The organism is Halobacteriovorax sp. CON-3, from assembly GCF_043196995.1.
Classification (GTDB): Bacteria; Bdellovibrionota; Bacteriovoracia; order Bacteriovoracales; family Bacteriovoracaceae; genus Halobacteriovorax_A.
Genome location: NZ_JBEBNA010000001.1, coordinates 1,930,690 through 1,945,279, shown reverse-complemented (window position 1 = coordinate 1,945,279; position 14,590 = coordinate 1,930,690). Strand labels below are relative to the sequence as shown.

The 14,590-nt window shown below is 35.6% G+C and carries 14 protein-coding genes; 4 read left to right on the top strand and 10 right to left on the bottom strand.

Annotation, left to right across the window (positions count from 1 at the left end):
- The first annotated feature begins 29 nt into the window (after window positions 1-29).
- Window positions 30-1,907 (top strand): NAD-dependent DNA ligase LigA, encoded by a 1,878-nt coding sequence (gene ligA / locus ABMA72_RS09275; protein WP_393056879.1) that lies wholly within the window; start codon window positions 30-32, stop codon window positions 1,905-1,907.
- Entirely contained in the window at window positions 1,907-3,277 is a 1,371-nt protein-coding gene (radA, locus tag ABMA72_RS09270) for a DNA repair protein RadA (RefSeq protein ID WP_392861429.1), read from the top strand. Before ligA ends, radA begins: the two co-directional genes overlap by 1 nt.
- 12 nt (window positions 3,278-3,289) lie before the next feature.
- Here radA and glpK read toward each other — a convergent pair whose 3' ends face one another.
- Both glpK and ABMA72_RS09260 read right to left on the bottom strand, forming a co-directional pair.
- A complete protein-coding gene (glpK, locus tag ABMA72_RS09265) occupies window positions 3,290-4,768 on the bottom strand; it encodes a glycerol kinase GlpK (RefSeq protein ID WP_392861431.1) in 1,479 nt (492 codons plus the stop codon).
- A 37-nt stretch (window positions 4,769-4,805) separates the two neighbouring features.
- Window positions 4,806-5,024: a hypothetical protein gene (locus tag ABMA72_RS09260; protein WP_392861433.1), complete on the bottom strand. Its 219-nt coding sequence runs from the start codon at window positions 5,022-5,024 to the stop codon at window positions 4,806-4,808.
- Window positions 5,025-5,077: 53 nt separating this feature from the next.
- Between ABMA72_RS09260 and ABMA72_RS09255 the strand changes: the two genes are divergently transcribed.
- A complete protein-coding gene (locus ABMA72_RS09255; protein ID WP_393056877.1) occupies window positions 5,078-5,641 on the top strand; it encodes a TlpA family protein disulfide reductase in 564 nt (187 codons plus the stop codon).
- Here the strand turns inward: ABMA72_RS09255 and hutI are convergent.
- From hutI to ABMA72_RS09215, 8 genes are read right to left on the bottom strand one after another with little or no spacing between them, the layout of a single operon-like run.
- On the bottom strand, window positions 5,634-6,860 hold the full coding sequence (hutI, locus tag ABMA72_RS09250; protein WP_393056875.1) for an imidazolonepropionase: 1,227 nt from the start codon (window positions 6,858-6,860) through the stop codon (window positions 5,634-5,636). The two genes, ABMA72_RS09255 and hutI, sit on opposite strands and share 8 nt — an antisense overlap.
- Complete coding sequence (gene hutH, locus ABMA72_RS09245; protein ID WP_392861436.1) at window positions 6,860-8,398, bottom strand: histidine ammonia-lyase; 1,539 nt, start codon at window positions 8,396-8,398, stop codon at window positions 6,860-6,862. Before hutH ends, hutI begins: the two co-directional genes overlap by 1 nt.
- Window positions 8,399-8,423: 25 nt before the next feature.
- Window positions 8,424-9,077 carry a ribulose-phosphate 3-epimerase gene (rpe, locus tag ABMA72_RS09240; protein ID WP_393056873.1) on the bottom strand — a complete coding sequence of 218 codons (654 nt, stop codon included), beginning with the start codon at window positions 9,075-9,077 and terminating at the stop codon, window positions 8,424-8,426.
- Between the two features lie 22 nt (window positions 9,078-9,099).
- The gene (fmt, locus tag ABMA72_RS09235) at window positions 9,100-10,044 is read right to left on the bottom strand and encodes a methionyl-tRNA formyltransferase (RefSeq protein WP_393056871.1); all 945 of its coding nucleotides are present in this window, start codon (window positions 10,042-10,044) and stop codon (window positions 9,100-9,102) included.
- Window positions 10,044-10,634 carry a peptide deformylase gene (gene def / locus ABMA72_RS09230; protein ID WP_392861439.1) on the bottom strand — a complete coding sequence of 197 codons (591 nt, stop codon included), beginning with the start codon at window positions 10,632-10,634 and terminating at the stop codon, window positions 10,044-10,046. Before def ends, fmt begins: the two co-directional genes overlap by 1 nt.
- A gap of 55 nt (window positions 10,635-10,689) precedes the next feature.
- Window positions 10,690-11,796: an LptF/LptG family permease gene (locus ABMA72_RS09225; RefSeq protein WP_392861440.1), complete on the bottom strand. Its 1,107-nt coding sequence runs from the start codon at window positions 11,794-11,796 to the stop codon at window positions 10,690-10,692.
- Window positions 11,793-12,500 carry a hypothetical protein gene (locus ABMA72_RS09220; RefSeq protein ID WP_392861442.1) on the bottom strand — a complete coding sequence of 236 codons (708 nt, stop codon included), beginning with the start codon at window positions 12,498-12,500 and terminating at the stop codon, window positions 11,793-11,795. The genes ABMA72_RS09225 and ABMA72_RS09220 overlap by 4 nt, the downstream gene beginning before the upstream one ends.
- Before the next feature lie 11 nt (window positions 12,501-12,511).
- Window positions 12,512-13,390, bottom strand: a complete 879-nt coding sequence (locus ABMA72_RS09215; protein WP_392861443.1) for a hypothetical protein — start codon at window positions 13,388-13,390, stop codon at window positions 12,512-12,514.
- Between the two features lie 142 nt (window positions 13,391-13,532).
- On the opposite strand from ABMA72_RS09215, the gene ABMA72_RS09210 reads away from it, so the two are divergent.
- Window positions 13,533-14,558 carry a hypothetical protein gene (locus ABMA72_RS09210; RefSeq protein WP_393056869.1) on the top strand — a complete coding sequence of 342 codons (1,026 nt, stop codon included), beginning with the start codon at window positions 13,533-13,535 and terminating at the stop codon, window positions 14,556-14,558.
- Window positions 14,559-14,590: the final 32 nt, after the last annotated feature.

Sequence of the window (14,590 nt, the reverse complement as noted above, 5' to 3'; positions counted from 1 at the left end):
ATGACAATCTAAATTAGTAGAGAAAGAACATGAAACGTATAAAAGAATTGGCCGATCAAATCAAGATCCATAAGGCATTGTACTATGCTGGAAAACCAGAAATTACAGATATTGAATATGACAAATTAGAAGATGAGTTAAGAAAATTAGATCCAGAAAACTCAGTTCTCAATCTTGTTGGTTCAACAATCACTTCACTTGATAAAGTAAAGCACGACAAGAAAATGTTATCACTTGGTAAAACCTATAAAGTCGATGAGCTAATTTCTTGGGCCAAGAAATACGAAGTCTTAGGAATTTATAAAGTTGATGGTGTCTCTTGTTCTCTTATCTATGAAGACGGACACCTAGTGTTAGCTAAGACTAGAGGCGATGGAACTTACGGTGAAAATATCACGCAAAAAGTTCAATGGATGAAAGGTGTTCCAGGATCGATTTCTATTAAGGATAGAATAGAAATTCGAGGTGAGATGTATTGTGATGAACAATCTTTTTTTCACCTTTCAGAAACAATGGTTGCTCAAGGATTAGAGAGACCTTCATCTCAAAGAAATATTGTCGCAGGTCTAGTGGGTAGAAAAGAAAATATCAGTCTATGTTCTTATATCAATTTTAAGGCCTTTGATCTAATTGGCCTAGATTTCGAAAAAGAAAGTCAGAAGTATGAAACACTCAAGAAAGAAGATTTCGATATTCTTGAATATACTCTCATGCATACAAAGAAAGATTATGAAGTTGCGATTGATGATGCCAAAGACTTTATGGCCAATGGAGATTATCTGATTGATGGGCTTGTTTTTGTCTACAATGAAATAAAGCTACATGAAGAACTTGGAGAAACAGCTCATCATCCACGTTATAAGATGGCCTTTAAATTTGAAGGAGAGACGGTACAAACAACTCTTAATTCAATTACATGGCAAGTATCTCGAAATGGTATCTTAACTCCTGTAGGTGAAGTTGAGCCTGTTTCTATTAGTGGCGCTGTCATTTCTCGCGTGACTCTGCATAATTATGGAATGGTTAAACAGCATAATTTAAAAGCAGGGGATAAGATTGAAATAATTAGAAGTGGAGAAGTTATTCCTAAATTTCTTCAGACAATTGAAGAGTCTCAAAATGAATTTTTAATTCCAGAATGTTGTCCAAGTTGCGAGTCTAAAGTCGTCATCGAAGACATTCGTCTCTTTTGTAAGAACCCTGCTTGTCCAGCTCAAGTTAAAGAAGCGATATTAAACTTTATTCAAAAAATTGGTATTGATGATCTAAGCTCTAAACGTCTTGAAGAGATGATTCGTAAGAAGTTAGTAACAACAATTGAAGATCTTTATAAGCTAGAAATGGATCAGTTACTAACACTTGATAAAGTGAAAGATAAATTGGCCACAAAACTTCTTACAAGTATTGAAGGATCAAAGAAGGCAGATCTAATTACATTTATTTCAGCTCTAGGAATTACAGGTGGTGCCTATAATAAATGTGAAAAAGTAGTTCATGGTGGTTTTGATTCAATAGAAAAACTATTAAATATGAATGCAGATGAGCTTGCAACTCTTGAAGGATTTGCAGAAAAGTCTGCCACAACTTTTGTAAACTCATTACAAGAAAAGAAAGATTTAATTAAAAATCTACAAGCTCTTGGTTTCACTTTTGAAGTATTAGAAGAAGAAGTTGGCTCTGGATTGGCTGGATTAAAAATTTGTATTACTGGTTCTCTATCACGAAAAAGAAGTGATATCGAAAAAGATATTAAGGCCGCAGGTGGAACACCTGTTGGTTCTGTTAGCAAGAACACTGATATTCTTCTTACAAATGAAACTGAAGCTAGGTCTTCTAAATATAAGAAGGCACTAGATTTAGGAATTACGATAAAGTCAGAAGATGAAGTAATGGGAATGATTGATTAATGGCCAAGAAAAGTAAAAAAGTTTTTGAATGTTCAAATTGTGGATTTCAAACTGCAAAGTGGATGGGACGTTGTACTGACTGTGGCGAGTGGAATAGTTTTGTCGAAGAAACTTTTTCACCTGTCCAAGAAAGTATAAAAGTTAAGGCCGTTGGTGAAACAGCACCAAAAAAGCTAAAGGAAATCGAAGTTGAAACATACAACCGTGTAAGTACTGGCATCGGTGAATTTGACCGAGTCGTAGGTGGAGGCTTAGTTCCAGGCTCTCTTATCTTAATTGGTGGTGAACCCGGTATTGGTAAATCGACACTACTTACAGAAATGCTTTCAAAACTTTCAGGTCAGCAAAATGATCAAAGCTTTCTTTATGTTAGTGGTGAAGAAAGTGAGGGACAGGTTGCTGGACGTGCAAAACGTATGGGCCTTAAAAATGATTCATTCTATATTTATAACGAAACAAATTGGCAAAATATTCTAAATCAAATCAAAAAAATTAAACCACGTTTTATGGTTTTAGATTCGATTCAAACGACAACTTCAAGTGAGTTACAATCTCCTCCGGGAACAGTTTCTCAAATTCGTGAGGTTACTTACGAGTTAATGAATCATGTTAAAGCAACAGGAATTACTTGTTTTGTTGTTGGCCATATCACAAAAGATGGTGCGATTGCTGGTCCTAAAATTCTTGAGCACATGGTAGATACGGTTATTTACTTTGAAGGTGATCAGTTTGGTCACTATAGGATGCTAAGAGCTATTAAAAACCGTTTTGGAAATACAAATGAAGTAGGTATTTTTGAAATGCAAGAAGATGGACTGAATGAAGTTAAGAATCCATCACAATTCTTCTTGGATGACGATTTAGAAGATAGCTTTGGAAAAAGCTTAACTTGTATTAAGGAGGGGACGCGACCTTTATTTGTTGAGGTTCAAGCTCTCGTTGCTGAAAATAAATTTGGTAATGGACGTCGTACAACTCAAGGACTTGATAATAATCGAGTTGCTATGATGGTTGCAATAATTGAAAAGTATGCAAATATTCCGATGGGCATGAATGATATTTATGTCAATGTTGTTGGAAGTATGAAGCTTACGACTCGAGAGTCAGACTTAAGTATCATTGCAGCTCTTTTAAGTTCATATAAGTCTAAACCAATTCCTAAGGATACAGTTTTCTTAGGAGAAGTGGGACTTACTGGGGAAGTTAGGACAGTTCCTCATATGGAGATGCGAATTAAGGAAATGGAACAACTCAATTATAAGACCCTTGTGGCTTCTCCAAAGGTTGCAAAAGATTACTCTAAGAAATCAAAATTAAAAATTATTCCAGTTAGAAAAGTTACAGATATATTTAAAGTACTAGGGGACTAGCCCCTAGTATATTTAAAAATTTACTTGAATATATCTATTCCAAAGATTCTTTTTATAATCGAAGTATTCAGAATTAGCTGTTGAAGATTCAAAGAATGATTCTTTTTCCCATTGCTTACTTACATCATCAATAGACATTAGACCTGCGCCAATAGCAGCAGCTAAAGCTGCACCATAAGAAGTCGTTTCAATAACCTTTGGTCTCGTAACATTGATCCCCGAGATATCGGCCTGAATTTGCATTAAGAGATTATTTGCAACAGCACCACCATCCACTTTGAATTCTTCAAGATCGCTTCCCATGTCGCTCTTCATGGCCTTAATTAGATCATTAATACTTAAAGCAATTCCCTCAAGAGCAGCACGACAAATATCATTCGTATCCGTTGCGCGTGTCATTCCAATTAATGCCGCTTTTGCATGCGGTTTCCAATATGGTGAGCCAATCCCTGTAAAGAATGGAAGTAATATAAGATCTTTAATTTGATTTAGATCTTTAATAGCATTCGCTTTATCTTCTGTTTGAGCTGCATTATCAATGATTTGAAGATTATCTCTAAGCCATTGAACACATGCCCCTGCAATATAGCAAGAGCCTTCAAGAGCATAATAAGTCTTACCCTGATACTTATAAGCAACTGTTGTTAGAAGGCCGTGTTCAGAATATTTTTTTTCTTCACCAGTGTTAACCAGCATAAATGCACCAGTACCATAGGTACACTTTCCTGTTCCCTTTGTGAAACAAGCTTGGCCAAAGAGTGCAGCTTGTTGATCTCCTAGTATTCCATTAATAGGAATTCCGTCTGGAAGAAAGTCTAGGCCTTTTGTTTTTCCAAAGTCACAGATAGATTCACATACTTCTGGTAAGCATGTCTGATCTATTCCTAGAGCTTCACAGAGATTTGCGTCCCAATTACATGTATCAAGTGACATAAGTAATGTTCTTGATGCATTGGATACATCTGTTCTATATGCTTCACCATTTGTTAGACGATAAAGTAGGAAAGTATCGATTGTTCCAAATCGTAGGTCATGATTCTTGTAGGCTTCTTTAACGTATTGGTTATTATTTAATAACCAATGCATTTTCGTTCCTGAAAAATATGGATCAAGTGGAAGACCAGTAACTTTTTTGAAATTGTCCTCTTGGGCCTTCATGCTTTCACAGAAATCTGCTGTTCTACGATCTTGCCAAACGATTGCCTTGGCCAAGGCATCACCTTTGCGGTTAAAGGCACAAGTTGTCTCTCTTTGGTTAGTAATTCCAATCGAGGCAATATCTTTGGCATCAATATTATTTCTTTTAAGAACACTTTGAACGGTGCTCTTTACGCTCTTCCAAATTTCATCGAGATCGTGTTCAACCCAACCTGTGTCTGGGAAGTACTGTTTGAATTCTTGATTTTCTTTATCAACAAACTTAAAAGTTTTAGCGTCGATAATAGTAGCAGTAGTACCTGTAGTACCTTGGTCTAAAGATAAAATATACATTTTTACTCCAGTATAAGAGTTAATTTATAGTAAAAAGCTATTCAGTTAATTTTACACCGGGATTATGGCCTGGGTAATTACGCGCAATGCTGTTGATTGCAATTTCCCATTGTTTAGCTAAAAAGAAGTTACTTCCCTTTAGAAGTGTGACGGATAGACCGATTAAGATAACAAGTAAAAAGATGAACTCGACAAAGGTTTGCCCAGCTTGATTAAGAATTTTTTTCTCTAGCTCTTTGTCTTGCGTTTTTTGCATAGTGCAATCTTACCTAATTAAGTGTATAATACCATTCTAACTGGGGTTAAGAGTTGAGTACAGAAAGAAAAAAATTTCCATATAAGATCCTACTAGTTGCATGCGTACTAGTTCTTGGATCACTATTTGTGACTGATGACAGTTTTACAACTGCCAAGGTCGCTGGTGTGGATGTTAAAAAGATTCAACATTATGAATCAATGCTCGTTCGTCCGGATTTAAAATCTACAGAAGGGAAAACTTATAAAAAAGAAGAGCTTTCTAAGGGTGTTGTTATTTTAAATTTCTGGGCCAGTTGGTGTACACCATGTCTTGAAGAATTTCCAAGTCTAGTAAGTCTTCGCTCTGAAATTAAAGATCCAAAACTTAAGATTATTGCAGTTAACTCTGATGAAGGTCAAAAGCAACTAAAGAAGATTAAAGACGTTGTAAAAAAATACAATGTAAATTTTGATGTTGTTAAAGATTCTCAAGGTAAGCTAACAGATGCCTTTATGGTTTCTGCCATCCCTGTATCAATTGTTTACAAAGATGGCCGCGTCGTTGAAGTTACAAAAGGCTCGAAAGATTTCAACTCTGAAGAATTTAAAGAAAAAATTCGCGAGTGGCTTAAATAGAGTTCTTATCAACTGCTAGGTTTCTTCCCCAATTATAAGTAATTTCAGAAATAGTATTCGTTTTAAAGATACTAAAACGAGGCTTAAATCTTTCGATGATTGCGCCTTGGTCATACTTTCCAACAGCAGCAGCTGCATTTAAAGTAATCCCTGCCCACATCTGAGTCATGTTGATCTTATACATTGGGGCACAGATTGAAGCTAAGAGAAGTAAGTTGTCACAGTGACAAGATCCTGGATTATAATCTGATGCAATGGCCAGCTTGCAGCCACCGTCAGCTAATTGCTTAGCATCTGCTTTAGGCTTTCCTAAGTAGATTCCAGTTCCAGGAAGAACGGTTGCTACTGTTTTTGATTCAGCTAATTTCTTTATTCCATCTTCAGTTGTACACAGAAGGTGATCAGTACTAAGCGCTCCTAACTCGCAGGCAAGAATAGCACCTTTATTGTCATTAAATTCATCAGCATGGGTTTTTAATGGTATGCCATATTCCTGAGCTGCTTGAGCTAGCTTCTTAACGTCTTCTGAATCAAAGTAGCCTTGTTCATGGAAGATATCCACACAATCAATGATATTAAGTGGAGCGACTTCATGAAGAAGAGGGATGACAATTTCATCCATATACTTCTGTGTTGAATCATAATTCTTTGGAATAGCATGGGCGGGCATGAATGTATTGAAGATTTGAATATCTGGAGCAAACTCTTTTTTAAGTTGCGCGATTAACTTTGTCATTCGCATTTCACCTTCAAATGAAAGTGAATAACCAGATTTTACTTCAATTGTTCCTACACCGTAACTAGCAATTCTCTTAATTCTGTCTCGACAGCTATTTAGTAGTTCTTCGTCACTTGTATTATTAGTTCCTTTTGAAGTTGCAACAATTCCACCACCAGCTTTTGCAATTTCTTCATAGTCTGCACCATTTAATCTCATTTGGTATTCGTTTGCACGATTACCACCAAAGATAAGGTGTGTGTGAGAATCGACAAGTTCTGGAGTGATTACATAACCTTCAAGGTCTTTAACAAGCTTCGCTTTTTTTAGATACTCTACAGGAATACTATCGCTGTCACCAACCCATACGATTTCATCTTCTTCAAATACGATTGCACCGTGGTGAAGAATTGAAATATCTTCAGGAAGAAGATTGCGGCCATCTTTTTTTTGGGCCGCTTCAAGAGTTAAGACTTCGTTAATATTCTTGTAGATGATCATTACTGTAATTTTCCTGTATGCTTTTCAACTGCTCTCAGTAACTCACCATTAGCAATTAGAGCTTCGATATTATTGATGTCACGATAGAAAACTCTATCTTCCACAATTTTATCAACAGATTTTCTAATGTGTGAAATTAACTCTTCAATTGCTGGTGAAGATTTAAGAGGGCGATGAAATTCAATAGCTTGTGAGTTACATAGTAGCTCAATCGCTAAACATTTTGTCGCGTTCTCAATTACTTCGTGAAGCTTACGCCCTGAAGTTACACCCATTGAAACATGATCTTCTTTATCTGTTGAAGTAGGAACCGAATCCACACTTGCTGGATGACATAGGTATTTATTTTCTGAAGTTAGAGCTGCTGCAGTAACGTGTGCGATCATTAGACCACTATTTAGTCCTGATTCAGGAGTTAAGAATGCTGGTAGATCAGAGAATGTTGGGTTCATCATTTTCTCAACACGTCTTTCACTGATATTACAAAGTTCAGCTATACCAATTGCTAAGTAATCCATTGCCATTGCAATAGCTTCACCGTGAAAGTTTCCACCTGAGATAACTTCGTCTTCACCTAAGAAGATAAGAGGATTGTCTGTAACAGCGTTAAGTTCAATTCCTAAAACTTCTTTTGCGTGAGCAAGAGTTTGTCTTGAAGCACCGTGAACCTGAGGAACACATCTTAGTGAGTAAGGGTCTTGTACCTTTCCACAGTCAACATGCGAGTCTAAGATTTCACTACCTGCGATGATATTGTTCACGTTAATAGCACTTGCCATTTGTCCTGGATGTGGCTTTAGTCCGTGAATTTTATGATCATATGCTCTAAGTGTTCCACGAACTCCGTCAAGAGTTGTTGCTGCACAAATATCGGCAACACGAACTAAGTTTTCTGATTGTTTAATTGCAATTGCACCAAGTGCTGCCATAACGGCCGTACCGTTAATAAGTGCAAGCCCATCTTTTGGCCCTAGGACTACAGGCTCTCTACCAATATCTCTAATGGCGAAATCAGAACGAACTTCCTTTCCACCATAAATAACTTCACCTTCACCAATAAGTGCTAGTGCAATATGTGAAAGGGGAGCAAGGTCACCTGAGGCACCAACAGAACCTTTTTCAGGTACCACTGGTATAATATCATTGTTGATAAACTCAATTAATAATTCGATAGCGTCAATTGTTACACCAGAGAATCCTGATGCAAGACAATTTGCTCTAAGAAGCATGATTGCTTTTGTTACTTCTTTAGAGAAAGGTTTTCCAACTCCAGTACAGTGTGAACGGATTAAGTTAACTTGTAGTTGAGCAAGGTCTTCTCTTTCAATAAATTTATCAGATAAAGCACCGAAGCCAGTGTTGATACCATAAACTGGCTCACCTTTATCGACGATATTTTGTACGTACTCTTTTGATTTTAAAATATTTTCACGAGCGATGTCGCTTAGTTTAACTTTAACTGTATCCTTTTTTGCAAATGATACTTCATAAATGTCATCAACACTTAGGCTGTGGCCATCGATAATTATTTCTTTCATCTTTGTCGTCCTATTTTGTCTAATCTTATCTTAATGTCTCTATTTGTGTTTTATATTGATCCTTGGCCTTGCCGAAAATATACGACCCAGCAACAAGGTTGTGAGCACCTTTATCAAGACATTGTTTTGCAGTGTCTTGATTGATCCCACCATCAACTTGTATTTGTAATTTTAGGTTATGTTCTTCTTTCATCTTTTTAAGGTATGCAATTTTGTCCAAAGCATTTGGCATAAAACTTTGTCCACCAAAACCTGGCTCGACAGACATAACGAGAAGTAGATCGATCTCTTTTAAAAGATCAAGTGGGATACTTTCGATATCTGTTGCTGGTTTTACCGACAGGCCAATGCTTTTATAGTTGTTGCGATACTTCTTAATCAATGCGTGATGATCACAATTGATTTCAAAATGATATGTAATATTCTCGATTTCAGAATCTTTTAGTGCTTCAAAGTGGAACTCTGGATTTGTCACCATTAGATGAACATCGAGTGGAATATTAGTGATTTTTTTAATCTGTTTAATTACAGGAATACCAAATGTTAGGTTTGGTACGAAGTGGCCATCCATAACATCAAGATGAAGCCAAAGGTCTTTTACATCCTCAATTACTGAAATATCAGATATTAGGTTTGTAAAATCAGCAGCTAAAATGCTTGGTGAGATAATTGTTTGCATCTAAATCCCCTTAGCAATATTGTTATGAAATTTTAAAACTATCGAATTTATTAGTAAGGCCATTGACTGCGTCTGTATCACGGCAAGCTTTTTTACCTTCAAGTTGGATCATATTTAGTCTTATTGTCGAATCAGTACATCCAACTAAGATTTTATTATCCGCTACTTTTACTTCACCAGGCTTAAGTCCAGCATTGTCATACTTAGATATCTCAATAACTTTTAAGCGTTTGTCATTTAAGAAACAATAAGTTCCTGGCCAAGGCTTTAGGGCCCTAACTTGGTTATGAATTGTATTAAAGTCATTTTCTAAAAACTTGATATGACCGTCTTCTTTCTTAAGAGTAGGAGCAAAGCTTACTTTCGATTCATCTTGCTCATACGAAGTAACTTCGTCATTAAGCATGTCAGTGACAAAATCATTAAGTGTTAAAGATGCTGCAAGCTTAAGTCTTGTGTAAAGCTGTCCACCAGTTTCTTCAAAAGCAATATTAAGCTTTGATTCTTTTACAATATCGCCAGCATCCATTTTCTTAACCATCTTTTGAATTGAGACACCAGTTTCCGTGTCACCATTTAATAGAGCGTATTGAATTGGAGCTGCTCCTCGATACTTAGGAAGTAGAGAAGTGTGAATATTGAAACATCCTAATTTTGGTTTATTTAATACTTTTGAGCCAAGGAATTGAGCAAAAGCAAGAACAAGATAAAAGTCTGCATCGACTTCATCTAATAGCTTTAGAAGCTCTTCATCCTTATTGATATTTTCTGTTTGATAGAATTTAATCTTATTGTCTTTACAATAAGTAATAACAGGAGGTGATTGAAGTTTTTGTCCTCTTCCTGCTGGCCTATCTGGCATACTAATAACAAGTTTAAGTTCAATTTGTGGGTGATTGGCCAGAAGTTCTAAACTTGGGCATGAAAAATCTGGTGTACCAAAGAATACTGCCTTAAGTTTTTTCACTATCTACCCTTAACCCTTTTCATATATCTCTTAGTTAAGAAGTTTCTTTTAAGAGTTGAAAGTCTTTCAAGAAAAACGATCCCATCTAGGTGATCATTTTCGTGTTGAATACAAACAGATAGAAGTCCATCAACTTCTAAGACTTGTTCGTTTCCTTCAATGTCTTGATAAGTAACACGAATTTGTTCTGAGCGTTTTACTTCTTCATAAATTCCTGGAACTGAAAGACACCCTTCTTCATAAAGAATTTCACCTTGAAGTTTTTCAATCTTAGGATTGATGAAAATTCTTGGGTTAAAATTTGAAAGCTCTTGATCTTTTGTCCCGTCAGCACGAGTAATTTCTTTGCTATGAAAATCGATATCCATAACAAAAATGCGATCAGAAACACCAATTTGTGGTGCCGCTAAACCAATTCCCGGGGCATGGTACATTGTAAAAAGCATATCCTTACAAAGCTTTTTAAGCTCGTCGTCAAACTTTTCAACTGGTGCTGCCACCTTTTTTAGAACAGGTGCTGGGTAAGTAAAAATCTCTAGCTTTTCACCTTCTAGAGTGTAATCTTTTAAAAATTCTTCTGATTTATTCATGGAATTCTTATAGCATGTGTGCGACGCACAAGTCCAGCTTTCAGCTGTAAATCGTTTACGTTAAACGTCTGTTTTTAAAGAAGATAAGAACGATTACAATGGTGAACAGGAAGGGGACTGAAAATGTCGCTAAGAACGGACTAATTTTCAAGTTTTTACCTAGCTCAATAAAATATGATTGCACTAGCCAGTATAGAATTGTGAAAATAAAAATAAAGGCAACACTGCGCCCAAATGAACTATTTCGACGATTTGGATTAAAGATACTAGTTGCTGCAATGAGTGCGAAGATAATACAAATAAGTCCTTCGGAAATATGCATATAGAACATAACTAGGTACTCATTAACATTAATGCCATTATTGTTTAGCTGGGTTATATAGTCGTAAAGTCGTAGAAAAGTTAACGTTGAGATATCTGCTTCAATTTTAGTAAATTCTTCAATACTTTCATTGAGTGTAAGAGGCAGTTCCACAATATCTATTTTTGGAAAAGATGGTGAATCAAGTTCATCATAACCTGTTCCGTTTGTTGGCCACCATCTCTCGGTGCGAGAGTCATAGCTTAACATTTTGAAAGTATCAATCTTCGTTAACTCTCGTCCCGTATTATAGTGATAAATCGTTACTTCATTTAGGGTATTGGTTTTCTTATCGAAGCTTGAAAAGGCAAAGTAATACTTAGGTGACTTATACCAGATCTTACCAGACTTAATCGTGGAAGAAGAGAGTCCTTTCTTTTTGAAGACTCTAAACTTTTCATCTGGACTATCAAGGATGCTAAATCTTCTCGAGTTAATATACGGGCTGATATAAGCACTTAGGATGAATTGAAAAATTGCGATATAAATAGATGTTAGCAGGATATCTCTAAGATAGCTTTGTCGAGAGTAACCACCGGCGAAGATGGCAACCAGCTCATTTCGACTTTTAAGTTTATTAATAGAAAATAAGCTTCCAATCAGACACGAGATTGGAATAACCTTTATTAAGAAGCTTGGTAGCTGGATAAAGTAACTCAGAAGAACTTCTTTTGCCGTTACATTTTCTCTTAAAAAGCCTGAGATGAGATTTCCTAGAGAGAGCAATAAGAGTAGAACCACTGCCGAAGCAGCGAAAAATTTTAGCCATTCTCTTGTGATTAGGTTTCTAACTACACTCATCTTAATATTTTATAGATTAAATAAATTAATGGTTTAATTAATAACTTATTAAAAGTGAAATCTAAAGATTTATTCTCTTTAAATATCTTAACAATATGAGGTGATACCTCATAATAGCGATTGATGAATCCTTGTCCTAATTTGTATTTTGCTAGGGTTGGTTTGATACCTCTTAATGTATCAAGAAGATCTTCATTATTTGGATAGGCATGTGTTGCTAAATAGCAATTTTTAGAGCGCACATTAATTTTATCGTAAGCTTGCTGAAAAGCTTTTTTATTATGGGCCTGGCCTGATCTTAAAAACTTTTTTACAATTTGGGCATTAGCGTGCTGATATTTATAGCCAATTGAAAAGGCAATAAATTGTTGTAGGCAACGCATTGACTCACTACGAAGCTTTGGACTCTTGTCATAAGATTTTGCAAGGTTCCAATATGCCTGACTAATCAATAAGAGCTCTGAAATATCTTTTTGTGGATCAAACATCTTTGGCGTTAGATGTTTTTCAGTTGTACGATTATATGCTGCTAAAATTCCTAAGTAGTGATTGAATTTCTCAACACTATGAGGAATGTCGTTCTTTGCGACAAAATCGAGTGCAAGCTTTAAGGTTTTCAAACGATCAGTATAAGCGTTCTTTACACCTTCGTTAAGCTCTTCTTCACCATCTTTAGATTTGTTTTGGGGCTTCTTTGTTGCCATATGATCAGCTTTTAGAAACGATAAGAAACAGAAAAAGATGTTTCTTTGATATCTTGTGCAACTTGTTTTAAATCAACAGACTCCTCAAGACTTATATTTCTGATAGCAAAGTTTAGTGTAAGCTTTGGTTGAATCCAACTAAGTCCAAAACCAGAACCCGATTCAAGAGCAATTTGATCATCATACACACCAGCTCTTAAGTAAAAATCACTTAAGACTCTAAACTGAATGGCCGCACGCCATAATGAATTTTCCGAAATTTCTTCATTATAATTTGCACCAGCATCAAGCATGAGAGAAATATATTGTTGAAATTGATACTGCATCCCTAAAACAGCTTTTGTATTATTAGGTGATTTTTCAAATGGATCCATTGCAACAAGGCCTAATGAAAAATTAGGAGTGATAGCGTGAAATACACCAATATTTACTTGTTGATAATCTGACTTCTCTTTCACTCCAAGATAGACATCTTCGCGCTTCATATCTTGATATGTGAAACCTAGAGATGATTTACGACCAATTGTTGAAGCAAATGAAGTTGATAGTTGTTTATAACTCTCTTCACCACTCTTTGCTTTTACATAAGATACCGAACCTTTTAGGGCCTTCGAACTATCAGAGGCAATAACGGCATAATTTGTTGAATCACCAATTGGTGAATCATTAAGGTCTGTATTATCAGCTTTAGTTTGTTCTAAATAGACTGACGACATATTAAAGAATGCAATTGGTGCAGGATTTAGAACAGTTGCTTCATCCATAAGGAGTGAGGCAACACCAGCACCACCTGTCGACTTAAGGCGTGTTGTCTTATAGTCCATGATCTTTGCAGATGTGTTGAATTGAAAAACTAATATAGTAGCAATTAATGAAAGTGTTTTAGTCATGTATTATCCTTAATGTATATAACAATTATAATCACAATTTTAAATTTCGTCACTTAATAGTGACTGACCAAAATACTCAGTGTTTTAGTTGTTACGACGAGAATACTTTTTTGGTAATATAGGGGAATAATTTAGGAGATATATGAAAGTAATAACTTTGTTGGCAACTATATTAACTGTAAATGTATTCGCAGCGATCCCTTCACTTGAGGGACTAATGAGAAACTCATCTAATAAAGAACTTGATAAACAACTTGTCGTTGCACACGTCGTTGTTAAGAGAGTTGGCGCCAATGAAGAGTTTGCTACAAGTGAAAATCTTGTGACAAATTATTTTAAATATATGTTCATAACGGCAGAAAATGAGAAGGACTACAAAAAGTCACTTGTGATTCGTTATGATGACCCTTCATACAATGTGTCTGGTGTCTCAAATGTTACGGCCTTTGATAATGTGGAAAAGCTCTTAGGTAGAGATATGACAAAAGACATTTTACAGAGCGCTATTCTAAGCTACACATTTAATAGTTCTCTTGGTTTTAATAAAGTCTTTAAGGCGATTGAGCCAAATTACAAATCTAATTCTGATCTTATTAATAAAGAAAAAGCCTCTTTAATTGAGGACTATAAAAACTTTCTCGTTAAGAAGAAAGAATATGAAAAGAAGGCCAAGGAGTATGAGGAGTCTGTTGGCGAGGCTCCTGTGTCACCACTAAAATCAGATAATGATCAGAAACAAGCTGAGCTTAAGAATATTATGAACTCATCTCTATATAAGGGAAGTAATAACTTAAAATTAGTAAAACGTAATCGTGAATTTGTTTGGTCGATTCAATTAGATAATATTAAGGGTGAATTTAAAAATGAAAATCATCAATTAATCTATTTAGACCTAAACACTGATAATGGAAATTATACGATCGTTCCAAAGAGCTTTGTTACTTATAACGGGCAATATACATTACCAAAGTATATTGAAGTAACGACTTCTGATTACCGTTATGAAATTGAAATACCAACTTACTATCTTCTTAACTCAACAAATAAATCAATTGCCGATCGAAATCGTGAATACTTAAAGTATCTTGAGCGAAATCAACAAAGGCAAGGGACTCAAGTTAACGTTGAAGGCCAAGAAATTGAAGCTAATATTAATTTATTGTTATAGCTAAGTGTCTGTTATTACAGCTTAGTTGTTAT

Excerpts from the sequence above, each read along its gene's own strand:
- hutI (WP_393056875.1), bottom strand. The coding sequence starts at position 6,860 with ATGATCATCTACAAGAATATTAACGAAGTCTTAACTCTTGAAGCGGCC.
- ABMA72_RS09210 (WP_393056869.1), top strand. The coding sequence starts at position 13,533 with ATGAAAGTAATAACTTTGTTGGCAACTATATTAACTGTAAATGTATTC.
- glpK (WP_392861431.1), bottom strand. The coding sequence starts at position 4,768 with ATGTATATTTTATCTTTAGACCAAGGTACTACAGGTACTACTGCTACT.
- def (WP_392861439.1), bottom strand. The coding sequence starts at position 10,634 with ATGAATAAATCAGAAGAATTTTTAAAAGATTACACTCTAGAAGGTGAA.
- ABMA72_RS09260 (WP_392861433.1), bottom strand. The coding sequence starts at position 5,024 with ATGCAAAAAACGCAAGACAAAGAGCTAGAGAAAAAAATTCTTAATCAA.
- radA (WP_392861429.1), top strand. The coding sequence starts at position 1,907 with ATGGCCAAGAAAAGTAAAAAAGTTTTTGAATGTTCAAATTGTGGATTT.
- ABMA72_RS09220 (WP_392861442.1), bottom strand. The coding sequence starts at position 12,500 with ATGGCAACAAAGAAGCCCCAAAACAAATCTAAAGATGGTGAAGAAGAG.
- ABMA72_RS09225 (WP_392861440.1), bottom strand. The coding sequence starts at position 11,796 with ATGAGTGTAGTTAGAAACCTAATCACAAGAGAATGGCTAAAATTTTTC.
- rpe (WP_393056873.1), bottom strand. The coding sequence starts at position 9,077 with ATGCAAACAATTATCTCACCAAGCATTTTAGCTGCTGATTTTACAAAC.
- ABMA72_RS09215 (WP_392861443.1), bottom strand. The coding sequence starts at position 13,390 with ATGACTAAAACACTTTCATTAATTGCTACTATATTAGTTTTTCAATTC.
- hutH (WP_392861436.1), bottom strand. The coding sequence starts at position 8,398 with ATGAAAGAAATAATTATCGATGGCCACAGCCTAAGTGTTGATGACATT.
- ligA (WP_393056879.1), top strand. The coding sequence starts at position 30 with ATGAAACGTATAAAAGAATTGGCCGATCAAATCAAGATCCATAAGGCA.